General features: G+C 63.9%; 22 protein-coding genes. 14 read left to right on the top strand and 8 right to left on the bottom strand.

Annotation, left to right across the window (positions count from 1 at the left end):
* Nucleotides 1–34: 34 nt before the first annotated feature.
* A complete protein-coding gene (locus tag ACVJ5M_RS14895; RefSeq protein ID WP_014493617.1) occupies nt 35–1,003 on the bottom strand; it encodes a helix-turn-helix domain-containing protein in 969 nt (322 codons plus the stop codon).
* 513 nt (nt 1,004–1,516) lie between these two features.
* On the opposite strand from ACVJ5M_RS14895, the gene xoxF5 reads away from it, so the two are divergent.
* The 7 genes from xoxF5 (at nt 1,517) to ACVJ5M_RS14860 (ending at nt 9,428) form a co-directional block, all read left to right on the top strand.
* On the top strand, nt 1,517–3,328 hold the full coding sequence (gene xoxF5 / locus ACVJ5M_RS14890) for a lanthanide-dependent methanol dehydrogenase XoxF5 (RefSeq protein ID WP_063981978.1): 1,812 nt from the start codon (nt 1,517–1,519) through the stop codon (nt 3,326–3,328).
* Between the two features lie 81 nt (nt 3,329–3,409).
* Nucleotides 3,410–3,931 carry a c-type cytochrome, methanol metabolism-related gene (locus ACVJ5M_RS14885; RefSeq protein ID WP_085405662.1) on the top strand — a complete coding sequence of 174 codons (522 nt, stop codon included), beginning with the start codon at nt 3,410–3,412 and terminating at the stop codon, nt 3,929–3,931.
* A gap of 57 nt (nt 3,932–3,988) precedes the next feature.
* Nucleotides 3,989–5,098, top strand: coding sequence for an S-(hydroxymethyl)glutathione dehydrogenase/class III alcohol dehydrogenase (locus tag ACVJ5M_RS14880; protein WP_014493614.1), 1,110 nt, complete (start codon nt 3,989–3,991; stop codon nt 5,096–5,098).
* A gap of 33 nt (nt 5,099–5,131) precedes the next feature.
* Nucleotides 5,132–5,695 (top strand): S-(hydroxymethyl)glutathione synthase, encoded by a 564-nt coding sequence (gene gfa / locus ACVJ5M_RS14875; RefSeq protein ID WP_063981977.1) that lies wholly within the window; start codon nt 5,132–5,134, stop codon nt 5,693–5,695.
* A 650-nt stretch (nt 5,696–6,345) separates the two neighbouring features.
* Complete coding sequence (locus tag ACVJ5M_RS14870; protein WP_085405661.1) at nt 6,346–6,798, top strand: (2Fe-2S)-binding protein; 453 nt, start codon at nt 6,346–6,348, stop codon at nt 6,796–6,798.
* 1 nt (nt 6,799) lies between these two features.
* A complete protein-coding gene (locus ACVJ5M_RS14865) occupies nt 6,800–9,112 on the top strand; it encodes a xanthine dehydrogenase family protein molybdopterin-binding subunit (RefSeq protein ID WP_085405660.1) in 2,313 nt (770 codons plus the stop codon).
* A gap of 55 nt (nt 9,113–9,167) precedes the next feature.
* Nucleotides 9,168–9,428, top strand: coding sequence for a hypothetical protein (locus ACVJ5M_RS14860; RefSeq protein WP_085405658.1), 261 nt, complete (start codon nt 9,168–9,170; stop codon nt 9,426–9,428).
* A gap of 165 nt (nt 9,429–9,593) precedes the next feature.
* On the opposite strand, the gene ACVJ5M_RS14855 is transcribed toward ACVJ5M_RS14860, so the two are convergent.
* The 4 genes from ACVJ5M_RS14855 to ACVJ5M_RS14840 all read right to left on the bottom strand — a co-directional run bounded on the left by ACVJ5M_RS14855 (nt 9,594) and on the right by ACVJ5M_RS14840 (nt 13,808).
* The gene (locus ACVJ5M_RS14855) at nt 9,594–11,321 is read right to left on the bottom strand and encodes a methanol/ethanol family PQQ-dependent dehydrogenase (RefSeq protein WP_085405657.1); all 1,728 of its coding nucleotides are present in this window, start codon (nt 11,319–11,321) and stop codon (nt 9,594–9,596) included.
* Between the two features lie 117 nt (nt 11,322–11,438).
* Nucleotides 11,439–12,092: a QcrA and Rieske domain-containing protein gene (locus ACVJ5M_RS14850; protein WP_354100006.1), complete on the bottom strand. Its 654-nt coding sequence runs from the start codon at nt 12,090–12,092 to the stop codon at nt 11,439–11,441.
* Between the two features lie 264 nt (nt 12,093–12,356).
* Nucleotides 12,357–12,821 carry a group III truncated hemoglobin gene (locus ACVJ5M_RS14845; protein ID WP_085405656.1) on the bottom strand — a complete coding sequence of 155 codons (465 nt, stop codon included), beginning with the start codon at nt 12,819–12,821 and terminating at the stop codon, nt 12,357–12,359.
* A gap of 135 nt (nt 12,822–12,956) precedes the next feature.
* On the bottom strand, nt 12,957–13,808 hold the full coding sequence (locus ACVJ5M_RS14840; protein ID WP_085405655.1) for a 3-hydroxybutyryl-CoA dehydrogenase: 852 nt from the start codon (nt 13,806–13,808) through the stop codon (nt 12,957–12,959).
* 401 nt (nt 13,809–14,209) lie between these two features.
* Here ACVJ5M_RS14840 and pstS point away from each other — a divergent pair, with 401 nt between their 5' ends.
* The 3 genes from pstS (at nt 14,210) to ACVJ5M_RS14825 (ending at nt 16,514) form a co-directional block, all read left to right on the top strand.
* Nucleotides 14,210–15,265 carry a phosphate ABC transporter substrate-binding protein PstS gene (pstS, locus tag ACVJ5M_RS14835; protein WP_085405654.1) on the top strand — a complete coding sequence of 352 codons (1,056 nt, stop codon included), beginning with the start codon at nt 14,210–14,212 and terminating at the stop codon, nt 15,263–15,265.
* Nucleotides 15,266–15,447: 182 nt separating this feature from the next.
* Nucleotides 15,448–15,819: an arsenate reductase (glutaredoxin) gene (arsC, locus tag ACVJ5M_RS14830; protein ID WP_456679345.1), complete on the top strand. Its 372-nt coding sequence runs from the start codon at nt 15,448–15,450 to the stop codon at nt 15,817–15,819.
* On the top strand, nt 15,816–16,514 hold the full coding sequence (locus tag ACVJ5M_RS14825; RefSeq protein ID WP_085405650.1) for an ABC transporter permease: 699 nt from the start codon (nt 15,816–15,818) through the stop codon (nt 16,512–16,514). Before arsC ends, ACVJ5M_RS14825 begins: the two co-directional genes overlap by 4 nt.
* Here ACVJ5M_RS14825 and ACVJ5M_RS14820 read toward each other — a convergent pair.
* Complete coding sequence (locus tag ACVJ5M_RS14820; protein WP_085405648.1) at nt 16,488–17,297, bottom strand: extracellular solute-binding protein; 810 nt, start codon at nt 17,295–17,297, stop codon at nt 16,488–16,490. The two genes, ACVJ5M_RS14825 and ACVJ5M_RS14820, sit on opposite strands and share 27 nt — an antisense overlap.
* Nucleotides 17,298–17,497: 200 nt before the next feature.
* The gene (locus ACVJ5M_RS14815) at nt 17,498–17,731 is read right to left on the bottom strand and encodes a hypothetical protein (RefSeq protein ID WP_144030882.1); all 234 of its coding nucleotides are present in this window, start codon (nt 17,729–17,731) and stop codon (nt 17,498–17,500) included.
* 134 nt (nt 17,732–17,865) lie between these two features.
* Here ACVJ5M_RS14815 and ACVJ5M_RS14810 point away from each other — a divergent pair, with 134 nt between their 5' ends.
* Together ACVJ5M_RS14810 and ACVJ5M_RS14805 are read left to right on the top strand one after the other, a co-directional pair.
* On the top strand, nt 17,866–19,383 hold the full coding sequence (locus tag ACVJ5M_RS14810) for a hypothetical protein (protein ID WP_354098256.1): 1,518 nt from the start codon (nt 17,866–17,868) through the stop codon (nt 19,381–19,383).
* A gap of 63 nt (nt 19,384–19,446) precedes the next feature.
* Nucleotides 19,447–19,725 carry a Plug domain-containing protein gene (locus tag ACVJ5M_RS14805; protein WP_201266280.1) on the top strand — a complete coding sequence of 93 codons (279 nt, stop codon included), beginning with the start codon at nt 19,447–19,449 and terminating at the stop codon, nt 19,723–19,725.
* A 19-nt stretch (nt 19,726–19,744) separates the two neighbouring features.
* Here the strand turns inward: ACVJ5M_RS14805 and ACVJ5M_RS14800 are convergent, their stop codons facing one another.
* Nucleotides 19,745–21,061, bottom strand: coding sequence for an alpha/beta hydrolase (locus ACVJ5M_RS14800; RefSeq protein WP_085405641.1), 1,317 nt, complete (start codon nt 21,059–21,061; stop codon nt 19,745–19,747).
* A gap of 496 nt (nt 21,062–21,557) precedes the next feature.
* Here ACVJ5M_RS14800 and ACVJ5M_RS14795 point away from each other — a divergent pair, with 496 nt between their 5' ends.
* Nucleotides 21,558–23,567, top strand: a complete 2,010-nt coding sequence (locus ACVJ5M_RS14795; protein ID WP_085405639.1) for a putative bifunctional diguanylate cyclase/phosphodiesterase — start codon at nt 21,558–21,560, stop codon at nt 23,565–23,567.
* A gap of 248 nt (nt 23,568–23,815) precedes the next feature.
* Nucleotides 23,816–24,598 (top strand): LuxR C-terminal-related transcriptional regulator, encoded by a 783-nt coding sequence (locus ACVJ5M_RS14790; RefSeq protein WP_085405638.1) that lies wholly within the window; start codon nt 23,816–23,818, stop codon nt 24,596–24,598.
* Nucleotides 24,599–24,628 lie beyond the last annotated feature (30 nt).

Here is a 24,628-nt window from a genome sequence, read left to right as displayed (position 1 = left end):
TCGCCGCGCGGCCTGCGTCGGCTGCGGCGCTCGCCTAATGCTCGCCCGAGGCCGCGGCGCCCTGCTGGGCCTTGTGGATCGAGGACGGCACCACGCCAAAATATTTCCGGAACACGCGGCTGAAATGCGATGAGCTGGAGAAGCCCCAGGAGAAGGCGACGTCGGTGATGGTCTTGCCGCCGTGCGCCTCGAGCTCCTGGCGGCAATTCTGCAGGCGCGCCTGCCAGATGTAGTCGCTCACCGTGGTGCCGCGCTCGGAGAACAGCATGTGCAGATAGCGCTTGGAGCAGCCGAGCTCGGCGGAGATCTGGTCGATGCACAGATCCGGATCGCGCAGGTGCTCGCGGATGAAGAATTGCGCGCGCACATACATCGCCTCGGGCCCGACGCGATCGAACATCGTGTCCGCTTCGCGCAACGGCAGCAGCAAGAGGTCGATCAGCGAATCGGCGACACCGACCGCGCTGTTCGCCGACAGCTTGGCCGCCTCGTCGAAGGTGGCATGGACGAAATCATGGGCGATTCTCCCCGTCCCGGTCTTCGCCGACAATTTGCAGGCCGGCATCCGCTGCGACGGGAATCCACGGTCGCGCAGCAAGGCCTTCGGCACGATCACCACGTCGTGGCGGGTGAAGGCAGGGCTGATGATGGAATGCGGACACGAGACGTCATAGGCGATGATGTCGCCCGGGTTCAGCTCGATGTGGCGGCCTTCCTGCTCGAAATAGGACACGCCGTAGGTCTGGAAGTGGATCTTGATGTACGGGTGTTCATTGGCTTTGGCGCGCGCCAGCGTGTGCGCGATGCGATGCTGGCTGACCTCGATCTGGCAGAGCTTCAGGCGCGAGACGCTCGTGTAGTCGATGCGGCCCTCGAGCGAGGACGCCTCGAGCGGATCGACGTCGAAATGCCCACACAGGCTTGTCAGCCCGTCGATCCAGCTCTGGATCTGCCGCTTCGGCGTCAGGCCGGTCGTCGAGAGCGTGTGAATGGTGTCGGACATTAATCCAGCCGCTGGTTTCATCTGCAGATTCGACGCGAATCGCAACCAGCGCTGCTGGAGCCCTCAGCTATGATTGCGTGACGTTTACCTCGAATTTGAGCGGTCTTTTGCAACGAGCGCGATCGTTCCATTGCCACCCTTGACGGTTAATCCTCCGCCTTAGTTGCAGCGCCGTCAAGGGGAACCTGAGCGCCGAAGGCGCCGCGAAGCCGCGCGGAAGCCGCTGAATTCGCTACTGCAAAATCAAAAACTTCGCGTCCGTGCGCTGTCAAGCAAACCGGCTTCCCTCTTGGGCAAGTTTCCCGATGACGAAGTCGTTAGGGATTGCGGCAGGAACAAAAAAAACGGGCCTCTCCTGCACGTGGACCCGTAGCTCTCATCCGGAGGAGGAAACAGCACAGCATCGTTTCTGGTCCCAAACGTGACCGCCCTGCACGAGCAGACGCCGGACGAGAAGCCCGGTGATTAAGCAATGCTTCGGAAACAATAAACGAGACCAACGGAGGAATGACTATGCGCAAGGTGCTAATGGCGACCTATCTTGGCTCCGCGGCGATGCTCGCCGTCGGCAGCGCGTCAGCCAATGACGAGCTGATCAAGATGTCGCAGAATCCAAAAGACTGGGTCATGCCGGCGGGCGACTACGCCAATACCCGCTATTCCAAGCTGAACCAGATCAACGCACAAAACGTAGGCAAGCTCCAGGTCGCCTGGACCTTCTCCACCGGCGTGCTGCGCGGCCACGAAGGCGGCCCGCTGATCATCGGCAACGTGATGTACGTCCATACACCGTTCCCGAACAAGGTCTATGCTCTTGACCTTTCCAACGAGAACAAGATCATCTGGAAGTACGAGCCGAAGCAGGATCCGAACGTCATCCCGGTGATGTGCTGCGACACGGTCAACCGCGGCCTGTCTTACGGCGACGGCAAGATCATCCTGCATCAGGCTGACACCACGCTGGTTGCGCTCGACGCCAAGACCGGCCAGGTCGCCTGGTCTGTGAAGAACGGCGATCCCACTAAGGGCGAGACCGGAACCTCTGCGGCGCTCGTCGTCAAGGACAAGGTCCTGGTTGGCATTTCCGGTGGCGAGTTTGGCGTCCAGGCTCACATGACGGCTTACGATCTCAAAACGGGCAAGTTGGCTTGGCGCGGTTACTCGGGAGGGCCTGATGATCAAATCTTGGTCGATGCCGAGAAGACCACCGCTCTCGGCAAGCCGGTCGGCAAGGACTCCAGCCTCAAGACCTGGCAGGGCGATCAGTGGAAGATTGGCGGCGGCGCCACCTGGGGCTGGATCTCCTTTGATCCTGAGCTGAACCTGATCTATTACGGATCAGGCAATCCCTCGACCTGGAACCCGAAGCAACGTCCAGGCGACAACAAATGGTCGATGACGATCTGGGCCCGCAATGCCGACACCGGCGTGGCCAAGTGGGTCTACCAGATGACGCCGCACGATGAGTGGGATTATGACGGCGTCAACGAAATGATCCTCTCGGATCAGTCGATCAACGGCCAACCGCGCAAGCTGCTGACCCATTTCGACCGCAACGGCCTCGCCTACACGATGGATCGTGTCACCGGCGAACTGCTGGTCGCCGAGAAATACGACCCGAAGGTGAACTGGACCTCCGGCGTCGACATGGACAAGAACTCACCGACCTATGGCCGCCCGAAGGTTCTCGACGCGGCCTCGACTGAAAAGGGCGGCGAGGATCACAACACCAAGGGCATCTGCCCGGCCGCGCTCGGTACCAAGGACGAGCAGCCGGCAGCCTACTCGCCGGACACGCAGCTGTTCTACGTTCCGACCAACCACGTCTGCATGGACTACGAGCCGTTCAAGGTGAGCTACACCGCGGGCCAGCCCTATGTGGGTGCGACGCTCTCGATGTATCCGCCGCAGGGTGAAACCCATATGGGTAATTTCATCGCCTGGGACGGCAAGACCGGCAAGATCGTCTGGTCGAACAAGGAGCAGTTCTCGGTCTGGTCGGGTGCGCTCGCAACCGCCGGCGGCGTGGTGTTCTACGGCACGCTCGAAGGCTACCTGAAGGCGGTCGACGCCAAGACCGGTAAGGAGCTCTACAAGTTCAAGACTCCCTCCGGCATCATCGGCAACGTCACCACCTATGAGAACGGCGGCAAGCAGTATGTCGCAGTGCTCTCCGGCGTGGGCGGCTGGGCCGGCATCGGTCTGGCAGCTGGTCTGACCGATCCGACCGCCGGTCTCGGCGCAGTCGGTGGCTACGCGGCTCTCAGCAACTACACGGCACTCGGCGGTACGCTGACCGTGTTCTCGCTGCCAGCAGCGAACTAGCCTCACCTTCGTGTCGCTCCGGCGCGTGGATCAACTCCACGCGCCGGCTCGTCTCCACCGAACGCCTTCGAGGATCATCTCTTGCGTAAAATCTGCTTTGTCATCGCTGCGACCATCTTCGTGACCTCGGGAGGAATTGCCGTTGCGGACGGTCCGGGCGCCCCGACCGCCGTCAAGAAGGAAGACGACGGAAAGTGGCTCGATAAGGAAGGAAACCCGACCTACAAGATTTCGGCCGACGGCACCGTGGACTGGTTCACCTATTCCGGATATCGCCGCTATCACTCCGACTGCCACGTCTGCCATGGCCCCGACGGCATGGGATCCACCTACGCACCGGCGTTGAAGGATTCGGTCAAGACCATGAGCTATGGCGACTTCCTCGGCGTCGTCGCCTCCGGTCGCAAGAACATCTCGACCGCGCAGGAGAACGTCATGCCTGCCTTCGGCGACAACCCGAACGTCGCCTGCTACATGGACGATCTCTACGTCTATCTGCGCGCCCGCTCCGACGAGGCGTGGGGCCGTCAACGTCCCTCCAAGAAGGATGAAAAGAACGAGACCTACACCAAGGCGGAAGACGCCTGCATGGGCAAGAAATGAAGGTTACCAGGACCGATACCACCTCGTGGCGTCCTGCGAGAATTTGAGGAGTTTACGATGAAGACACGTGCCGCCGTTGCTTTCGAAGCCAAGAAACCACTCGAGATCGTCGAAGTCGATCTGGAAGGACCGAAGGCCGGCGAAGTCCTGGTCGAGATCAAGGCGACGGGCATCTGCCATACCGACGCCTACACGCTCGACGGCTTCGACAGCGAAGGAATCTTCCCGTCGATCCTGGGTCATGAGGGCGCCGGTATCATCCGCGAGATCGGACCGGGCGTGACCTCGGTGAAACCGGGCGACCACGTCATTCCGCTCTACACGCCGGAATGCCGGCAGTGCAAAAGCTGCCTGAGCCAAAAGACCAATCTCTGCACCGCGATCCGCGCGACGCAGGGCAAGGGCGTGATGCCCGACGGCACCAGCCGCTTCTCCTACAAGGGCAAGCCGGTCTACCACTACATGGGCTGCTCGACCTTCTCGAACTTCACCGTGCTGCCGGAGATCGCCGTCGCCAAGATCCGTGAGGACGCGCCGTTCGACAAGAGCTGCTACATCGGCTGCGGCGTCACCACCGGCGTCGGCGCCGTCGTCAACACCGCGAAGGTCACGCCGGGCTCCAACGTGGTCGTGTTCGGCCTCGGCGGCATCGGCCTCAACGTGATCCAGGGCGCCAAGATGGCCGGCGCCGACAAGATCATCGGCGTCGACATCAACGACTCCAAGGAGGATTGGGGCCGCCGGTTCGGCATGACCGAGTTCGTCAACCCCAAGAAGATCACCGGCGACATCGTCGCGCATCTGGTCAACCTGACCGACGGTGGCGCCGACTACACCTTCGATTGCACCGGCAACACCACCGTGATGCGCCAGGCGCTGGAAGCCTGCCATCGCGGCTGGGGCACCTCGATCATCATCGGCGTTGCCGAGTCCGGCAAGGAGATCGCCACCCGCCCGTTCCAGCTCGTCACCGGGCGCAACTGGCGCGGCACGGCCTTCGGCGGCGCGCGCGGCCGCACCGACGTGCCCAAGATCGTCGACTGGTACATGAACGGAAAGATCCAGATCGATCCGATGATCACCCACGTGCTCAAGCTCGAGGAGATCAACAAGGGTTTTGACCTCATGCACGAGGGCAAATCCATCCGTTCAGTCGTCGTGTTCTAGCTCGAAAGCGTCACACCCAAGGAGGATCGACCCATGACTGTTGCACTCCATCCCTCGATCGATAACGGCGTCAAACAGGGCAGCGGCAGCTTTGCCGGCGGCACACTGGTCTGCAAATGCACGGACCACCCGGTCAAGGTCGCCGTGAAGGGCGACGTCGCCCACAACCACGCCTGCGGCTGCACCAAGTGCTGGAAGCCGCAAGGCGCGAACTTCTCGGTGGTCGCCGTGGTGCCACGCCAGAACGTCAGCGTGACCGAGAACGGCGACAAGCTCCAGATCGTCGATCCCTCGGCGGTGATCCAGCGCCACGCCTGCAAGGCCTGCGGCACGCACATGTACGGCCGCATCGAGAACAAGGGCCATCCGTTCTACGGCCTCGACTTCATCCATCCCGAGCTGTTCCAGGAGCAGGGCTCGCAGGCGCCGCAATTCGCCGCCTTCGTCTCCTCCGTGATCGAATCCGGCGTGAAGCCGGAACAGATGGCAGGCATCCGCTCGCGGCTGAAGGAAATCGGGCTCGAGCCCTATGACTGCCTATCGCCGGCGCTGATGGACGCGATCGCGACCCACGTGGCGAAAGCCAAGGCCGCCTAAACAAGGCTGCCTGACAAGGCCGCCTGAACAAGGCCGTCAGACCTTCGCCGTGCCCGTCCGCTCGCTGGCCCCGACCATCGCCAGCGAGCCGGACGGTCCGGCCCTCGACCAAATCGCTGCGATGCCGCCGCATCGCACGAGGCAGACGCGAGCGCCATGAGCTCCTCAGATGAGCTCCTCAGTCCTGGTCTCTGAATGACTGCGCAGTGCCGCCCACTTCCCCCTCGAAGTCCGCGCCGCTGCGTTCTCCCTCCCTCGACTGAGGCATCCTGCTTCGTCCGCGCAGTCTCTGCCGGACGAAGCTTTTTTCGTCGTGCACATTTCGCAGGCGCAGGGGTGTGATGCCGCGCCCTGCTTTTGACAAACCTTCGTTGCAACTTTTCCCTTCAACAACACCCGGCTGTGAACGCCGGGCCGGCGCGGTCTCTGCTACGATCGCGTCGTCACGATGCCGCGCGAATTCAATCAATCAAGAATAAGACGGGAGGTATCGAGCACATCCGGACATCACGATTCGCATTCCTGCTTGCTGCCGGGATCTGCCCGCGCAGGAGAACAGGCCGGGATGCGACGACACGACGAAACGGGCAGTGCGCCGACCTGTGTCGGCAATGTTCAATCGACAAGCTTATGAAGAGCGAGGGACCATCATGATCAAGGTGAAGATCAACGGCCAGGAACAGAGCTGGGACGGCGACCCGGATCTCCCGCTACTCTGGTTCCTGCGTGACGAGGCCGGCCTGACCGGCACCAAGTTCGGCTGCGGCCAGGCCCTGTGCGGCGCCTGCACCGTCATCGTCGACAAGGAGGCCGTGCGCGCCTGCATTACGTCGATCAACGACGTCGCCGGGCGCGAGGTGACCACCATCGAAGGGCTGCATCCGAACGGCGACCACCCCGTCCAGAAGGCCTGGCGCCAGGTCAACGTGCCCCAATGCGGCTTCTGCCAGGCTGGCCAGATCATGCAGGCCGCAGCGCTGCTGATGGAGAATCCCAAGCCGTCACACGACCAGATCCGCGAAGCGATGGCCGGCAACATCTGCCGCTGCGGCTGCTACCAGCGCATCGAGAACGCAGTCCATCTCGCATCGACGGGAGTGTGACATGAATTTCATCGACAAACCCGGGAAGCTTCGTGGCTTCGAGAAGAACATTCGGGTCGAGAAGGTCTCGCGCCGAAGCATCCTGAAGGGGCTCGGCGTCACCGGCGGCTTCGTGCTCGCCGCCCCCGTGATGTCGCGCCAGGCGTTTGCCTATGAGACCGGCGCCGGCAAGATGCCGCACGGCGTCGTGGTCGATCCGCGCGTCTTCGTTGCCGTTGCTCCCGACGGCACCGTCACCATCCTCGCCCATCGTGCCGAAATGGGCACCGGCGTGCGCACCAGCCTTCCGCTGATCGTCGCCGAGGAGATGGAGGCTGACTGGTCCAGGGTCAAAGTGCAGCAGGCCCATGGCGACGAGGTCAAGTTCGGCAACCAGGACACCGATGGCTCCCGCAGCACGCGGCATTATCTGATCCCGATGCGCCAGATCGGTGCCTCCGCCCGCACCATGCTGGAGCAGGCCGCGGCCAAGCGCTGGGGCGTGCCGGCGACCGAGGTCAAGGCCGTCAACCACGAGGTCGTCCACAGCGCCAGCGGCCGCAAGCTCGGCTTCGGCGAACTCGCCGCGGACGCAGCCAAAGAATCGGTGCCGAGCATCGAAGGCCTCAAGCTGAAGGACCCCAAGGACTTCCGTTATCTCGGCAAGGGCCAGATCAGCATCGTCGATCTCCACGACATCACCACCGGCAAGGCGCGCTACGGCGCCGACGTACGCCTGCCAGGCATGAAATATGCGGTCATCGCACGCCCGCCGGTGACCGGCGGCAAGCTGGTCTCGTTCGATCCGGACGCGGCGCTGAAGGTCCCCGGCGTCGAGAAGGTGATGCAGGTGCGCGGCTGGCCGTGGCCGTCGAAATTCCAGCCGCTCGGCGGCGTCGCGGTGATCGCGCGCAACACCGGCGCGGCGATCAAGGGCCGCGACGCGCTGAAGCTGACCTGGGACGACGGCGCCAACGGCAAATACGACTCGGTCGCCTATCGCAAGGAGCTCGAGGAAGCCTCGCGCAAACCGGGCCTCGTCGTACGCCAGGAGGGTGACGCAGACGCTGCGCTGAAGAGCGCCGACAAGGTCGTCGTCGGCGAATACTATCTGCCGCACCTCGCCCATGTCAGCATGGAGCCGCCGGTGGCGGTCGCCGACGTCAAGGGTGACAAAGCGGAGATCTGGGCGCCGGTGCAGAGTCCCGGCGGCACCCGCGAGGACGTCGCCAAGACTCTCGGCATTCCCGAGGACAACGTCACGGTGAATGTCACGCTGCTCGGCGGCGGTTTCGGCCGCAAGTCGAAATGCGACTTCGCGCTCGAGGCCGCGCTGCTGTCGAAGGAGCTCGGCGCGCCGGTGAAGGTGCAATGGACGCGCGAGGACGACGTCCGTCACGACTTCCTGCACACCGTCTCGGTCGAGCGGATCGAGGCAGGGCTCGACAAGAACGGCAAGGTGATCGCCTGGCGCCACCGCAGCGTGGCCCCGAGCATCGCCTCGACCTTCGCCGCGGGTGCAAACCACCAGGCACCCTTCGAGCTCGGCATGGGCCTCGTCGACATGCCGTTCGAGATCGCCAACATCTCCTGCGAGAACCCGGAAGCCGCGGCGTTCACCCGCATCGGCTGGTTCCGTTCGGTCTCGAACATCCCGCGGGCCTTTGCGGTGCAGTCGATGGTCGGCGAGATCGCGCAGGCGACCGGGCGCGACCAGAAGGAGACGTTGCTCGCGCTGATCGGCAGTCCCCGCATCGTCAAGCCGGCGGTGAAGGACATGTGGAACTACGGCGAGCCCTATGACAGCTACCCGATCGACACCGCGCGTCTCCGCAAGGTGGTCGAGCTGGTCGCCGAGAAGGGCGAATGGGGCCGTCAGGTGCCGAAAGGCCACGGCCTCGGCATTGCCGTGCACCGCAGCTTCGTCAGCTACATCGCGACCATCGTCGAGGTGGCCGTCGACGAGAAGGGCACGCTGACGGTGCCGCGGGTCGACACCGCGATCGACTGCGGCACCTATGTCAACCCCGAGCGCATCGCCTCGCAGATGGAGGGCGCGGCGATCATGGGGCTGAGCGTCGCCAAATACGGCGCGATCACCTTCAAGGACGGCAAGGTGGAGCAGAAGAACTTCGACGACTTCCAGGTCCTCAGGATGGATGAATCTCCTCTTGTCACCAACGTCTACATCGTCCCGCCCGGACCCGACACGCCGCCGAGCGGCGTCGGCGAGCCCGGTGTTCCGCCGTTCGCGCCCGCGCTGATGAACGCGATCTTCGCCGCGACCGGAAAGCGTATCCGCAGCCTTCCGCTCGGCAAGCAATTGGAGGCTTAAGACGGAACATTGAGCGGCCTCGCGCTGTTTCCATCGATCTGACAGGAGCAGATCGATGACCAACATCTCAAAGGCGCTCGCAGTCTCGTTGCTGTCGGGCGCCTTTTTCATGACGACCACGGCTGCGTTCGCTCAAAGCAACACCACCCCGCCGACCACCGCCACGCGCCCCACCGCGCCGGAGCAGAACTCGCTTCCCAACGTCGGCGCCCCGCCGCCTTCGACCACGCAGACCACCGGGCAGACCAGCTCCGATCCGAAGGTTCAGGAGATGAACCAGAAGGAAAAGGACAAGGTTGATCGGCAGGGGAAGTAACTTGGCGCTCGCAGACGTTTTCCCATCGTCATGGCGGGGCTTGCTCCGGCCATGACGAGTTTGTGGCGCGGGTAACCATCCCATCTCATGGCAAAATGCGGCGGATGTTGGCATCCGCCGCATTGCCCCCTCACCGCTCCGCTTCTTGCGATCCGCCCGCGGAGCTTATTTCTTCAGCGCGAACACCCAGATGACGCCGCCCTGCGGCACATTGGCTTCGATGCCGATATTGTTGGTCGCGAGCGCATCCTGGATGCGTTGCGCGTCCACGCCCCACCCCGACTGGATCGAGATGTATTGCGTGCCGTCGATCTCATAGGACACCGGCATGCCCATGATGCCGGAGTTGGTCTTCTGCTCCCACAAGAGTTCGCCGGTCTTGGCGTGGAAGGCGCGGAAGTTGCGGTCGTTGGTGCCGCCGACGAAGACGAGATCGCCTGCCGTCGCCGTCACCGAGCCGAACAACTGCGACTTCGGGAAATTGTGCTGCCACACCTTCTTGCCAGTGACGGGATCCCAGGCCTGGAGCTCGCCGAAATGATCGGCGCCGGGCTTCGTCGTCAGGCCGATGTCCTCCGGCTTGGTGCCGAGCCAGAGTTCGCCCGCCTTGAGCGGAACCTTCTCTCCGGTGAAGCCGCCGCAGAAATTCTCGTTGGCGGGCACGTAGACGAGGCCGGTCCTCTGGCTGTAGGCCGCCGACGGCCAGTCCTTGCCACCCCACAGCGACGGACAGAACTCGACCCGCTTGCCGATGACCGGCTTGTGCGCAGGATCGACGATCGGCTTGCCGCTCTCGGCATCGATGCCCTTCCAGACATCGGTCGCGACGAAGGGCCAGCCTGCGACGTAGTTGATCTTGGTCGGGGTGCGCTCGAGCACCCAGAAGATCGCGTCGCGGCCCGGATGGATCAGGCTCTTGATGGTGCGACCGTCGCGTTGCAGGTCGACCAGGATCGGTGCTTCGACCTCGTCCCAATCCCAGGAATCGTTCTGGTGGTACTGGTGGTAGGTCTTGATCTTCCCATTGCTGGGATCGAGCGCGAGCACCGAGGAGGTGTAGAGATTGTCGCCGGGATGCGTCTCGCCAGGCCATGGCGCGGCGTTACCGACGCCCCAGTAGATCGTCTTGGTGTCCTTGTCGTAATTGCCGGTCATCCAGGCGGAGCCACCGCCGGTCTTCCAGTCGTCGCCCTGCCAGGTATCGTGACCGGGCTCGCCCTCGCCGGGGATGGTGAAGGTGCGCCACAACTCCTTGCCGTCCTTGGCATCGTATGCGGCGACGTAACCGCGCACGCCGAGTTCACCGCCGGAGCCTCCGACGATGACCTTGCCCTCGACGACCAGCGGCATCAGGGTCATGTACTGGCCCTTCTTGTAGTCCTGCACCTTGGTGTCCCACACCACCTTGCCGGTCTTGGCGTCGAGCGCGACAACATGGTCGTCGGTGGTGGCGAGATAAAGCTTGTCCTCCCAGAGACCGACGCCGCGGTTGGTCGGATGCAGCTGAAAGAGGTCGTCGGGAAGCTGCCGCTTGTAGCGCCAATATTCGTCGCCGGTCTTCGCGTTCAGCGCGATCACCTGCCCCATCGGGGTCGTTACGAACATCACGCCATTGTTGACGATCGGCGGCGCCTCGTGGCCTTCGACCACGCCGGTGGCAAAGGTCCAGACCGGTGTGAGATTCTTGACGTTCGAGGTGTTGATCTGGTCGAGCGGGCTGTAGCCCTGTCCGTCATAGGTGCGCCGATAGAGCATCCAGTTGCCGGGTTCCGGATTTTCCAGCCGCTGCTGGGTGACCGGCGCGTAGTTCTCGATCGGACCGGCGACGGCGACGGTCGAGACAAGGCACGTGAAGGCGACGAAGCCGGACAGTAACCATTGCTTCCTGGTCATGAACGTTCCCCTTTTTCATCCGTTTGAATTCTTGTTTTGAATTCTTGTCGTTCGTCCCGTCGTCCGCCCATCGGCGGATGCGGCCTCTCGTGACGCGGGCACAACCCGCACCGTCCGTCATCCTGGCTGCACGCCACCTACCTTTCCGATGAAGTTGCCGGCAACGCTGAGCGAACCGTCAGCGAGCGCGAGCGGCAGCGCGGCAAGCCGCCGCGGCGCCGGTCCGAACACGACCTGCGCGCCCTCGCGGGGATCGTATTCGGAGTTGTGACACATGCACTTGAACACGTCCTTGTCGCCGACATCGCTCTTGACCCAGGCGGTGACGGGACAGCCGACATGCGAGCAGATCGCCGAATAGGCCAGGATGCCGTCGACGGCACGTGCGCGGGTCTTCTCGTCAAGCTCGGCGGGATCGAGCCGGATGATCAGGATTTCGTTGAGGCGCGAGGCGCTGCGCACCACCGATGTGTTGGGATCCTTCGGCCAAGCGTGAACCGGCGGTCCACCGGCCGGGAGATCGGCCGCGGTGATGAGCTTTCCCTCCTGTTCGCCTTCGGAGAAGACGAGCAGATCACCCTTCTGCGGACGTTCGTCGGAGCCTGGCGGATCCTCGCCCGCGCGCGCCTGCGTGGAACAACCAAGGCAGGCGGTCGTGGCGAGCGCGCCAAGCAGCAGCGTTCGCCGCGTCTGTTCTGTACCCGCGTCGACTTCAGACTCCGCGGTGCTCTCGTACGATGAGGGAGTGGTGTTGAATGATGCGCGCGACATGCACGCTAGCAGGCGCTGGAACTCTGCCGAAAAAAAGGCGGAGAGTTGGCGCCGCAGCGCATCAATATGTCTTTGCTCGCTTTGGTTGAACGCAAATGAATGCGTTCCAGCGCATATTTGCAATTGCAACGTCGCGTCGCGCGATCGGCATGATGATTTTGCAGATCAGACCGATGATGCGGGAATTGGTGCAACGCGTTATTGGCCGCGCAGCACAACCTCAGAGCGACACAACTGCACGTTTTGCAGGCAGATTTGCTGTCGTCAGGACCGGAGCACGTGACGCGGCGCAGCGATCCGGCCGGCGATGGTCGCCGACGCCATCTCAAAACTGTCGGCGATACGTCGCGCCTTGTCGATGAAGAGCGCGGCCGCCGGCGGCGGACAGACCTCGCGCGCGGTCTGCTCGAACAGATCGAGCCAGCGGTCGAAATGATTGCCGACCAGGCTGAGTGGCACATGCGCCCGCATCGGCGAACCATGATAGCGGCCGCTCATCAGCACGACCGACGACCAGAAATCCTTGAGTTTGGCGAGATGCTCGTCCCAATTCTGCACGATCGCAAAGACCGGCCCCAGCAGCGCATCCTCGCGCACGCGTCCGTAGAAGCGGGTGACGAGCTCCCCGATCATCTCCTCGGTGATCCCGGTGCGCTCGATCGCATCCTGGGTCAGCAGGTTCCGCCGCGCGGCCGCCGCCTCGCGCTCGGCCTTCAGTCGATCCGACATGTCCTTCGTTATCCGTTCATTTGTTCCCGCAGGCCGCCCGTTCGACATTGTCGGGCCAATTGCACGCGGCGTCTTTGTCGCAGCGCAAATTGCGGGGATCGGGCGGCGGATGCAGAGCACCCGCCGCCCGCGCCATCAGGCGCTATAGGTGTAGAAGCCTTGCCCGGTCTTGCGGCCGAGATGGCCGGCATCGACCATTTCCTTGAGCAAGGGGGCCGGACGGTATTTGGGGTCGTTGAAGCCCTTATAGAAGACCTCCATCACCGAGAGCATGGTGTCGAGCCCGACGAGATCGGCGAGCGCCAGCGGCCCGATCGGATGGTTGCAGCCGAGCTTCATGCCGGCGTCGATCTCCTCGGCGGTCGCGATCCCTTCCTGGAGCGCAAAGATCGCCTCGTTGATCATCGGGCACAGGATGCGATTGACGGCGAAGCCGGGGCTGTTCTTGGCCGTGATCGCCACCTTGCCGACCCGCTTGGCGAAATCCAGCGCCTTGGCGTGGGTGTCGTCGGAGGTCTGCAGGCCGCGGATGAGTTCCAGCAGCGCCATCACCGGCACCGGGTTGAAGAAGTGCATGCCGATGAAGCGATCGGGGCGATCGGTTGCGGCGGCAAGCTTCGTGATCGAGATCGAGGAGGTGTTGGTCGCGAGCAGCGTGCGCGGCGACAGCGTGGCGCAGAGGTCCTTCAGGATCTTGACCTTGAGCTCCTCGTTCTCGGTCGCGGCCTCGATGACGAGGTCGCAATCGGCGAGCTTCGCGCGGTCGGTGGTGCCGGTGATGCGCTTGAGAGCCGCCTCGCGATCGGCCGCCGACATCTTCTCCTTCTTGACCAGGCGCTCGAGGCTGCCGCCGACGGTCGACAGCCCGCGGTTCACCGCCGCATCGGAGATGTCGACCATCACGACCGAGAGCCCGGCCGCGGCACAAATCTGCGCGATGCCGTTCCCCATGGTCCCTGCCCCGATGATGCCAACCGTGTTGATCATTGCCTCTTATCCTTCATCCTTGCGAGTGTGCCAGTAGCGGCCCGGCCCCATTGTTCCTGCATCAGGGTCTAGCACCGCCAACAGGCGGGTGCGACCCGATCCTGCCCCTTCCTTAAAGCATCCCAGGCGGGAATAAAGCCGCCATTCGGTCGCGAAATGGCATGATTTGGCGGTCTGACAGGCGATTTTCCCGAAATTTGCGCGTGCTCTACCCCCGGCGCTTTTCCGCGGGACGGCTGAGCCCGGCCCGCTTGGACCACCTTGATCTACATCAATCGGACGATGCGGTGGTCGCTAACGGTGTGGTGTAATTGATGCGCAATGGCCAGCGCGAATGCCTCGCGACGCTATTGTGACATAGCCCACATCAGCCTCGTGCCCTACCTGTTAGCGTCGCGCACATGAAAAAACATATTGCACTTCCCGTCATCCTCGCCGCTCTGCTCGTCGCCACGCAAAGCCTGGCGGCCGAGACCAAGGGCGCCGGCTCAACCTTCGTTTCGCCCGTGATGGCGAAATGGATCGACGCATACAAGACGAAGACCGGCAACACTGTCAGCTATCAGGCGGTCGGCTCGAGCATCGGCGTCGGCCTGATCAAGAAAGAGGCCGTCGACTTCGGCGCAAGCGACATGCCGCTTGATCCCAAGGAGCTGGACAGGCTCGGCATGATGCAATTCCCGATCGTGATCGGGGGCGTCGTGCCGGTGGTCAATATCGATGGAGTCAAACCCGGCCAGATCCGCTTCACCGGCCAGATGCTCGCCGACATCTATCTCGGCAAGCTGAAATCATGGAACGATCCGGCCATTCGCGCGATCAACCCCGACATCAGGCTGCCGAACACCGCGATCACGGTGGTTCATCGCATCGACGGATCCGGCACGACGTTCAACTGGTCGAACTACCTCTCGAAGGTCAGCACGCAGTGGAAGGCGAGCGTGGGCGAAGGCACCTCGGTCGAGTGGCCACTTGGTCTCGGCGGCAAGGGCAATGACGGCGTCGCCTCGCTCGTCAGCCTCGTGCCCGGTTCGATCGGCTATCTCGAATACACTTACGCGCTGCAACGGCTAGACAGAATCTCATTTGGCGTCGTGCAGAACAGCGCCGGCAATTTCGTCGTCCCGGACGCCGCATCGTTCCAGGCAGCGGCCTCGAGTGCGGACTGGAAGGCGGAGAAGGATTTCCACCTCGTGCTCACCAACGCGCCCGGCGAAGACGCCTACCCGATCACGGCCACGACGTTCGTGCTGATGCCGAAGGCGCCGAAATCCGAGGAACGATCGGCAGCGGCCATCGACTTCATCCGCTGGTCGCTGGAGAACGGAAAGGCGCAGGCCGAGACGCTCAATTACGTGCCGCTTCCGCCTGCCCTGGTCGACCAGATCGAACGCTATTGGCAGCAGAGCATCGAGACAAACCCCACGGTCTCGGCCTCGGCTAACGTCAAGCGCTGAAGCCTGGAAACGAGCGGCCGTCATGCCCGGGCTTGCCCCGGGCATCCACGTTCCCAGTGCCAGCCACGCGACCGCGATCCTTCTGGAAATCTCGCCGTGAATCGTGATTTAGTCCTGCGAAAGGCCTGTTGCCGGCTCGCAGCGGCGAGAACGCGCGAAGGTCCAGGCCCGGGGGCTTTCGAATGGACGTGATCATCTACCACAATCCCGATTGCGGCACGTCGCGCAGCGCGCTCGCCACAATCAGGAGTGCCGGCATCGAGCCGCACGCGGTCGAATATTTGAAGACGCCATCTTCGCGAACCTTGTTGCAGCAGCTCATCGCGCGCATGGGGATTTCGGTGCGCGAGGCGGTCCGCGAAAAGGCGGCGCCCGATACGGAGCTCGGGCTCGACAACCCCGCACTGACGGATGACCAGCGGCTCGAAGCGATGATGGTACATCCGATCCTGATCAACTGGCCGATCGTGGTGACCCCGAACGGCGTCAGGCTTTGCCGCCCTTCGGATCTGGTGCTTGATCTCCTGCCGGCGCAACAGCGTCCGGCCGGATGAACGACTTCGCGCGATCCATCGGCGCCGCGCTCACGCTGATCGGCGAGGCCGACGCCGAGCTGCTCGGCATCGTCGCGCTGTCGGTTCGTGTCAGCCTGACCGCCGGCATCGTCGCGCTGCTGATCGGCGCGCCCTTCGGGGCCCTGCTCGCGATCACCCGATTCCGTGGGCGGCAGGTCGTCATCGTGCTGACCAATGCGCTGCTCGGCCTGCCGCCGGTTGTGGTCGGGCTTGCGCTCTATCTTCTGCTGTCGCGGTCCGGCCCGCTCGGGGCAGCCGGACTGTTGTTCACGCCGACCGCCATGGTGATCGCGCAGACCCTGCTCGCGACCCCTATCGTGGTCGCGCTGGTGCACCGGCCGGCGAGCCTGCTTTGGGCCGAGTATGGCGACCTCGCGCGGATCGACGGACTATCGACGCTGCGCAGCATCGGCTTGCTGTTCGCGCTCGGCCGAACGTCGCTGCTGACGGCCTTTCTCGCGGCGTTCGGACGCGCGATCGCCGAGGTCGGCGCCATCATCATCGTCGGTGGCAACATCCGCGGCTTCACGCGCACGATGACGACGGCGATCGCACTGGAGACCAGCAAGGGCGACCTGCCGCTGGCACTCGGGCTCGGGCTGATCCTGCTCGCGCTCAGCGTGGCGGTGTCGACCGTCGCCTTCCTGCTAGTGGGACGCGTTGGGGAAAAATAGCTGCTCGCCGCCGACCTTGTAGCCGGCGATCGCATCCTGCCCCTTCGGCGAAACCAGCCAGTCGATGAAGGCCTGTCCGTCCTTCGCCTTCACATTCGCATGCGTCGCCGGATTCACCAGCATGACGCCATACTGGTTGAACAGCCGCTTGTCGCCCTCGGTCAGGACGGCAAGCTCGCCCCGGTTCTTGAACGACAGCCAGGTGCCGCGGTCCGACAGAAGATAGGCGTTCGACGACGAGGCCATGTTCAGCGCCGGACCCATGCCCTGCCCGATCTCGCGATACCAGCTGTCCTTGCCGGCGCCGATATCGACGCCCGCCTCCTTCCACAATCTCAGCTCGGCCGCATGCGTGCCGGATTTGTCGCCGCGCGAGATGAAGGTTGCCTTCGCCGCCGCGATCTTGCGGAGCGCATCAGTGACGTCCTTGCCGCCGGCGATCTTTGCGGGATCGCTCTTCGGACCGACAATGATGAAGTCATTGTACATCACATCGAAGCGCTTCACGCCCTGCCCCTCGGACATGAACTTGTCCTCGGCCGGCCTGTCATGCACGAACACCACGTCGGCGTCGCCGCGCCGCCCGATGTCGAGCGCCTGGCCGGTGCCGACGGCAACGACCTTCACCTCGATGCCCTCCGCCTTCGAGAACAGCGGCAGCAGGTAACCAAACAGGCCCGACTGTTCCGTCGACGTCGTCGAGGCCACGGTGATGGTGCGATCCTGCGCGTAAGCGCATGTCGACCAGACCAGAACCGCTGCGATGGCGGCAAGCTTTCTCATTGCGCTGTCCTCACTCCCCAGACGTCTGAACTTAGGCGGGAAGGATGACGCAGGGAAGTCCGACGTTCGGCGCAGGATCAGCGGCCGGGTATGTCTTGCGGATCACGTCTTTTCTCCTTCGCTGTCGAAGGAAGCGTATCGGGGATCGGCGCGGCAACTCCGTGGACGCGGTCACATTGGCCGCCTGCCGCGCCGGAGCTTCAGGACGACCGCAGCTTTTCGATGATGGCCGTCACCTCGTTCAGCTGGGCTTTGGCCGTGGCCAGCAGATCGAGCAGATCGCGCGCGGACTGGGCTGATCCGCCAGCGGCGGCCTGATCGATCACGCTCAAGCCGTCGGTGAGACGCGAGATGATTTGCACGAGTTCATCGCGGCGCGCCTCGAGGTCGGCAAGCGTTGCGTCAAAGCGCGCGTCGAGCCGGGCGCCTTGCAACGAGCGGATCGGAACGATCCTGTCGTCGGGAGGATCGGACATGCGCGTGCTTTGCGTTGCTGTCCCGCCCATCCTAGGCGCGACCGCTCGCAACCCGGCGGTGGTGCATTGTCGCATCCGACACGGCGGTCGCGTTGCCCTTTCCCGCGCGGTGGACGCTCGGATGTTCTGCAATTGGTCCCACCTACATTGACATCGATGTGACGGCCGGGGCAGTTTTTTGCATTGCTGGCGAATCAGCGATTGCTTCACGCCGAGTACCTCTTGGACAACTCCCTGTGCTTTCGAGACTGATATCGTTGCTGCGCCGCATTCCCGCGGTGAAATGGGCGTTCACCCGGCTTAGGCCCTTGCCTCACGGCGGCAGCATCGATGTCGCGCCGATCGCAGCAAGCGATTCGCCCGCAACCGTTGCCGACATCGCAGAAGCTGTTGCGGCTCCCGACAGCATCAGCACCAACCCGCTGCCCAGTGACACCGAGATCGCCGTTGCGGCTCCGGTCGCCGAAGATGGCGCCGCTATCTCTGTCATCCCGGAGAGCTCGTCCGCGGCGCCAACTGATGTCGGCGTCGCCGATGATTCATCCTTGGAAGCGCCGACAGAGGTCGAGGCGGTCGTCGTCGAAGAGGTTTCGGTCTCATCAGTCGAGGTGGAGAGCGAGGCCGTTGAGCTCGTCAGCAGCGATCCGCCCGCGGAGCTTGAGACCAGCGTCGCACCCGTTGTCGTAGAAGAGACACCGGTCCCGGTTGTCGAGATCGAGAGTGAGCCGGTCGGTGCACCCGAGCTCGTCATCAGCGACCCACCTGTGGAACTTCCGGAGATCGTTGAACCCGTCATCGTTGAAGAGGCGCGGCTGTCGCCTGTCGAGGCCGAGAGCCAGCAAGCCAACGTTTCCGAGCCCGTCATCGGCAGCGATCCATCTCCCGACCTCTCGGCCGAGGTGGAGCTCGTCGTCGTCGAGGAGGCGCTGGTCTCGTCTATCGACATCGAGATCGCTCCGGTTGATGCCCCCGTTCTCGCCGTCAACGACGATACCTCCTCTGACGTCGCTGATGTGGAGCCGCCTGTCGTAGAGGACACGTGCGTCGCGCTTGCGGACAGCGACGTCTCGGCGGGAGAGGTCTCCGGGAACAGCATCGACAGCGTTGCCATCTCTGTCGTCGCAATGGAGATCGAGCCGGTCCCGGCCAACGATCCCGCCCCGATCGCAACGGAGGGTCCCTCCGCCGACACAGCGAGCGCCGTCACGCATGTCGCGCCGGAGCCGGTCCTCGAGTCTCCCGATCCGGTGATCCCCAGCGCTCCGAAGACGCGCGCAAAGGTCGTGGAACCCGTCGACCGCGCCACGTTGATCCGGCAGCGCTGGACGGAGACCGGGATCAGGATGTGGAATCCGCGGCTTCACGGCGCCGGCGACGCCACGCTGAACATCCAGGGCCGCGTCGAGCTGCTGCCGCCCGCGCCCGGCGAGACCATGCCACGCTACGACAAGCTCGAATTCAGGATGCTGGACGGGCAGATCGTCTGCGAGGGCGTCGTCGTCGAGGCGCCCGCGTCGGCGGGTCAGCGCAGCTTTACCCGGCTCGCCGAGCCGCGTAACCCCGACCGGCCCCGCGAACCGGTACGGGAGCGCCGGGCCGCTCTCGCCTGACCCTTGTCCTCTGCGACCATGCCCGCCATATGCTAGGCTGACGGCTTGGACATGGGAGGCCGCATGCCCGCAAGATCATTGCGCCTGGTCGTAATCGCCGCCCTCTGCATCTCGCAAGGGGCCTTTGCGGCGTCCGGCAAACGCCCGCACCATGCGCCCGCCACCGATCGGGCCGCGCCCTACAAGGCCGACCGGCTCTCGACCTCGCGCGGCGATACGATCCTCAACACGCCCGGCCAGACCACCGTGCTGACACGTCAGATCCTTGACGACATGAACGCGACGACCCTCCGGGACGCCATGCGCTCGACCGCCGGCGTGACGATAGGGATTGGCCGCTAGATTTCGCGCGACTTCGCGTTCAGGGGATCGGATAGCCCTTCCAGACCCACTCCAGCGCCGACGGCAGCGTTTGCGCAATCGTCGGCCGGTCGACGTGCTTGGCGTTGCGCACGAACAGGAACTGGTAGTGGTAGCCCTTCTCCGCCAGCACCTTCGCCATCAGCGCGTTCGACAGGGTCCAGTCGTGCATGCCGTCGGGAATGGTGGGGTTCGGATAGAACAGGTCCTGGTCGCCGCCGAAGAACCAGAAGCGGATCGGCTTCGCCGGCGCGGCGACGATCAGCGGCACGCCGGGCGGCTCGGCCGGCGTCAGCACGCCCGCCTTGGAGATGAGGTTGGGCGTGGCCGGCCCGGTCCAAGCGCTGTGATATTCCCACGCACCACCACGCAGCGACGGATCGTGCGGCCATTGCTGGTTGACCATCGTCGGCGAGAAGGCCAGCACGCGGTGATAGAGATCGGGATAGAACCACGCCATGGTGAAGGCCGCAACACCGCTCGAGCTCAGGCCCATGGTCGCGCGCCCGTCGGGGTTTTTGGTCAACTTGACGTCGGCGTTCTTCTCGACCAGCGGCAACACCTCGCGCTCGACGAACTGCGCATAGTCGCCTGACACCGCATCGTATTCGCGGCCGCGCTGGCTGCCCTGCGCGTCCTGCCCGCCATTGCCGATCTGGATCGCGATCATCGGCGGAACGCGGCGCTGCGCGATCAGATTATCGAGCGTCGTGGCGAGGTCCTTGTAGGCGTTGGAGCCGCCGTCGCCGACCACGATGAACGGCGCCTCGGTGCCGCGTACATATTGCGCCGGCACGTAGACGTCGATCGTGCGCGACCAGCTTCCAGGATGGCTGGTGGTGACGATCATGTGCGACTTGTCGTCCGGCGCGGTGACGGTCGTCATGATCGAGGAATTGGTGCAGCCGGCGACATCGTCGCGGATCAGGCCGGGATTGTAGATCGTGCTCTCCTTCGACGTCAGCGTGAAGGATTTTGTCGTGCCGCGTGGTACGCCTTCCTTCGCAATCGTCTCCGGCGCGGGATTGTGGGTGGGCCCGATGATGAAATTGCCCTCGGCGCCGGACGGCGGCAGCGTTCCGTCGGGTAGCTCGGTCGCGCGCGGATAGTTGGGGTTCGAGGGATCGCGCGTCGGCGGCGCCGTCTTGAAATCGAGGCCCGCCGTGTCAATGAAGAACGGTGCCGCCTTGTCGGTGGTGTTGGCCCCGGGCGGCACAGCCATGTTCTGGGTGACGCAGGCCGGCTGCGACAGTGCAATTGAAGTGAAGGAGACGAAGGAAATCAGCGTCCCTGCGAGGACGGAGAATGATTTGGTCATTTCAGCTCCCGGTGCCGACAAGTCTTTCTGGCTCGCCTTGACGCGAAGTATGGCGGGCCGCGTGCGCGCGGTCAAACAGCAAGCGGCCGCATTCCAGCGATAGCCGCCATGCTCAAACCGAACGGCGACCGTTATTCCGTGCATGCTCATGAACTATCGCGGACACGAGGCCGTTGCTGCTGCACCTCGCACGACGTAGCTTGCGCAAGCACGTGCGTCGGCTGACCGCGCGGCCATGCGCCGTCGCCGATTTGAAAGCCAAGGTCTCGCATGGTTAGCGGATCGTAGCTGCGGGTGGCTGCGGGCAAGGTGTGCCTGAGACACGCGCCTCGGCCGCCGGATATCCTTAACACGGCCTCACCAATACACGCGGCTGGAAAATCCCGCGGCCGCGCGCAACCTGCGCTGGCTTTTCGTGCAGCCCCACCTAACGCGACCTTTACCCCCGTCGTGCAAGATCGCCGCCGTTTTGAAGGGATCCGGGGCGCGTATTGCAATGCCTGTCGTCAATTTGAAGTCTCAGCTCGCCGCCGCGATGCGGCTGTTTCGCGTGCCGGCCGACAACCCGGACCTGACGCGCGCGCAGTTCGACGCCTTCTCGAAGCAGATCCCGCTGCTCTATTTCATCCTGATGAGCAACACGATCGCCGTCGCCTATACCTATGTCAACGTGGCGCCGGACTGGCTGACGTTGATCGTGCCGAGCGTGCTCACCGTGCTCGCCGCGCTGCGGACCTTCTGGTGGCTGCGCCAGCGTCATCTCGTGCGCAGCGATGCCGATATCCTGCGCAATCTGCGCGCCACCAACTGGATGACATTACCGATCGGCGCCGGCTTCACCGCATGGTCCTTTGCGCTGTACCCTTACGGCGACGCCTTCGCCAAGAGCCAGGTCGCCTTCTACATGGCGGTAACCGTGATCGGCTGCATCTTTTCGCTGATGCATCTGCGTTCCGCGGCGCTGATCGTGACGCTCGTCGTCGACGTTCCCTATGTGCTGTTCTTCTGGGCGACCGGCGAACCGACGCTGAAGGCGATCGCGGTCAACAACCTTCTCGTCTCCGGCGCGATGGTGACGGTGCTGTTCATCTACTACCGCGACTTCGCCGATCTCGTCTCCAGCCGCAAATCGCTGCTGGCGCAGCAGGCGGCAACGCAAGCGCTCTCGGACGAGAATTTCCGCCTCGCCAATCTCGATTCCCTCACCGAGCTGCCGAACCGCCGCCGCTTCTTCGCCGAGCTGTCGAGCGCCTTCAGCGACGCCGAGCGCAGGCGCGTTCGCGTCGCGGTGGGGATCATCGACCTCGACGGCTTCAAGCCGATCAACGACAATTACGGCCACTCGGTCGGCGATCGCGTCCTGATCGAAGCCGGGCGCCGCATCCGCGAAGTTTGCGAGGGCTTCGGCCCGCAGCGGGTGGAATTTGCCCGGCTCGGCGGCGACGAGTTCGGCCTCGTGGTGTGCGGCGATCCCGAAGATGACGATTTGATGCGGCTCGGCCAGCGCATCGGCGAACAGGTCAAGTTGCCCTACCAGCTCGACACCGCCCATACCGGGCTGTCCTGCTCGATCGGCTTCGCGCTTTTCCCAAGCTCGGCGACCAGCGCCGAAGCGCTCTATGAATGCGCCGACTACTCGCTCTATCACGCCAAGCGCCATCTGCGCGGCCGCACCGTGATCTTCTCGAGCGAGCTCGAGGCCGAGATCCGCAGCCGCGGCGTCATCGAGAACTTGCTCCGCACCGCCGATTTCAGCACCGAGATGGACCTGGTGTTCCAGCCGATCGTGGACGCCATGAGCGAGCACACCGCCGGCTTCGAAGTCCTGGCGCGCTGGCACAGCTCCCGCCTGGGCCTGGTCTCACCGGCCGACTTCATTCCGGCCGCAGAGCGCATCGGCCTGATCCGGCCGCTGACGCAGGCGCTGCTGGTCCGCGCGCTCGCGACGGCAAGGACCTGGCCCGACCACATCCGCCTGTCGTTCAACCTGTCCGCTCACGATGTCTGCGCAGCCGAGGGCATTTTGCCGCTGATCTCGATCATCGAGAGAAGCGGGTTGCCGCCGAACCGGATCGACTTCGAGATCACCGAGACCGCCGTCACCTTCGACTTCGTGCGCGCGCAGCAATCGATCGCGACGCTCAAGGCCATGGGCTGTGGCATTTCACTGGACGATTTCGGCACCGGCTATTCCTCGCTGAGCCACGTGCATCGGCTGCCGCTCGACAAGATCAAGATCGACCGCAGCTTCGTCGCCGACATCAACGAAAATCCGGTGAGTCACAAGATCATCAAGTCTCTCGCCGGCCTGTGCGACGACATGGAGATCGCTTGCGTCGCCGAGGGCGTCGAGACCCGCGCCCAGCTCGACAGCCTGCGCCGCCTGGGATGCGACTTCATCCAGGGCTACTACTTCGCAAAGCCGATGTCGGGCGATGCGATTGGCGATCATCTCGCAAAGGAACACCAGCGTCTCGGCGACGCCGGTGCCAAGGTCGTAGCCTGAGAGGCCAGATCTCAATCCGCACGCGCAGCGCTGATAAATTAAATTGCTGCCTGTCAATCGTCCGCTTCACATGCGTCGAAACGCCCCCGACATGTCGGGATGCCGTGTCGGTGCTTGTCAGCGACGTCAAAACGCGCGATACTCAATTTCAAGGGGAAAGATATTAAATATACAACTTTTTGATCTTGGTGGCCTTCAACTGGGCGCGGCGGCAAACACGGTTGTGAGTTGGCAATCGGGAGGCAGGCATGTCGTCCAATGCGTCATTTTCGGCAGGGCGCCACGCCCCGCCGCATTCCCACCTCACCGCTTCGCATGCATCACCGCCGCCCGCCGAGCCGGACGCCGGCGGCCTCATACCCATCAGGCTCTTCATCCTCAGCGACGTGCGCCTGCTCTGCGAAGGCCTCAGTTCCTGCCTGGCCCGGCAGGAATGCTTACGCATCGCCGGGCACGGCGATCTTGCGACCCCGCCTGAGCAAGTCGTCGACAGCGGCGCGCAGGTGCTGCTGGTCGACATAGCGACGCCGCAAGGCTTGCAACAATCGGCGGCCTGCCGCGCGCTGGCGCCGGCGTTGAAGGTCGTCGCCATCGCTGTCGCCGAAGCCGAGCAGGACATCCTGGCCTGCGCAGAGGCCGGCGTGTCCGGCTTCGTGCTGCGCGAGGGTTCGATCAGCGACGTCGTCGCCGCCGTCCATAATGCGATGCGCGACGAGCTCGTGTGCTCGCCCAAGGTCGCCGCCGCCCTGTTCGGCCGCCTCGCGCTACTCTCCGCGCGGACCGTCACGCGAGCGCCGGCCGCCGGCGTCGACACGCTGACACCACGCGAGCACGAGATCATTCGCTTCGTCGGCGAAGGGCTGTCGAACAAAGAGATCGCACGAGCCTTGCGGATCCGCAATTCGACGGTGAAGAACCACATGCACAACGTGCTCAGCAAATTGCAGATTCGCCGGCGCGGCGAGATCAGCAAGCATCTGCACGCGAACGGCGCGGCCGCGTCTGCATCATCGCGGATCCAGACCCGCTAGACCTTTCGGCCTAGATCCTTCAGGCCGGCA

The sequence above is a fragment of the Bradyrhizobium sp. S3.7.6 genome, assembly GCF_054061875.1.
This window is presented reverse-complemented; position numbering and strand designations above follow the sequence as displayed.

Coding starts and splice junctions, on each gene's coding strand:
- ACVJ5M_RS14895 (WP_014493617.1), bottom strand. CDS start 1,003: ATGTCCGACACCATTCACACGCTCTCGACGACCGGCCTGACGCCGAAG.
- xoxF5 (WP_063981978.1), top strand. CDS start 1,517: ATGCGCAAGGTGCTAATGGCGACCTATCTTGGCTCCGCGGCGATGCTC.
- ACVJ5M_RS14880 (WP_014493614.1), top strand. CDS start 3,989: ATGAAGACACGTGCCGCCGTTGCTTTCGAAGCCAAGAAACCACTCGAG.
- gfa (WP_063981977.1), top strand. CDS start 5,132: ATGACTGTTGCACTCCATCCCTCGATCGATAACGGCGTCAAACAGGGC.
- ACVJ5M_RS14870 (WP_085405661.1), top strand. CDS start 6,346: ATGATCAAGGTGAAGATCAACGGCCAGGAACAGAGCTGGGACGGCGAC.
- ACVJ5M_RS14865 (WP_085405660.1), top strand. CDS start 6,800: ATGAATTTCATCGACAAACCCGGGAAGCTTCGTGGCTTCGAGAAGAAC.
- ACVJ5M_RS14860 (WP_085405658.1), top strand. CDS start 9,168: ATGACCAACATCTCAAAGGCGCTCGCAGTCTCGTTGCTGTCGGGCGCC.
- ACVJ5M_RS14855 (WP_085405657.1), bottom strand. CDS start 11,321: ATGACCAGGAAGCAATGGTTACTGTCCGGCTTCGTCGCCTTCACGTGC.
- ACVJ5M_RS14850 (WP_354100006.1), bottom strand. CDS start 12,092: ATGTCGCGCGCATCATTCAACACCACTCCCTCATCGTACGAGAGCACC.
- ACVJ5M_RS14845 (WP_085405656.1), bottom strand. CDS start 12,821: ATGTCGGATCGACTGAAGGCCGAGCGCGAGGCGGCGGCCGCGCGGCGG.
- ACVJ5M_RS14840 (WP_085405655.1), bottom strand. CDS start 13,808: ATGATCAACACGGTTGGCATCATCGGGGCAGGGACCATGGGGAACGGC.
- pstS (WP_085405654.1), top strand. CDS start 14,210: ATGAAAAAACATATTGCACTTCCCGTCATCCTCGCCGCTCTGCTCGTC.
- arsC (WP_456679345.1), top strand. CDS start 15,448: ATGGACGTGATCATCTACCACAATCCCGATTGCGGCACGTCGCGCAGC.
- ACVJ5M_RS14825 (WP_085405650.1), top strand. CDS start 15,816: ATGAACGACTTCGCGCGATCCATCGGCGCCGCGCTCACGCTGATCGGC.
- ACVJ5M_RS14820 (WP_085405648.1), bottom strand. CDS start 17,297: ATGAGAAAGCTTGCCGCCATCGCAGCGGTTCTGGTCTGGTCGACATGC.
- ACVJ5M_RS14805 (WP_201266280.1), top strand. CDS start 19,447: ATGCCCGCAAGATCATTGCGCCTGGTCGTAATCGCCGCCCTCTGCATC.
- ACVJ5M_RS14800 (WP_085405641.1), bottom strand. CDS start 21,061: ATGACCAAATCATTCTCCGTCCTCGCAGGGACGCTGATTTCCTTCGTC.
- ACVJ5M_RS14795 (WP_085405639.1), top strand. CDS start 21,558: ATGCCTGTCGTCAATTTGAAGTCTCAGCTCGCCGCCGCGATGCGGCTG.
- ACVJ5M_RS14790 (WP_085405638.1), top strand. CDS start 23,816: ATGTCGTCCAATGCGTCATTTTCGGCAGGGCGCCACGCCCCGCCGCAT.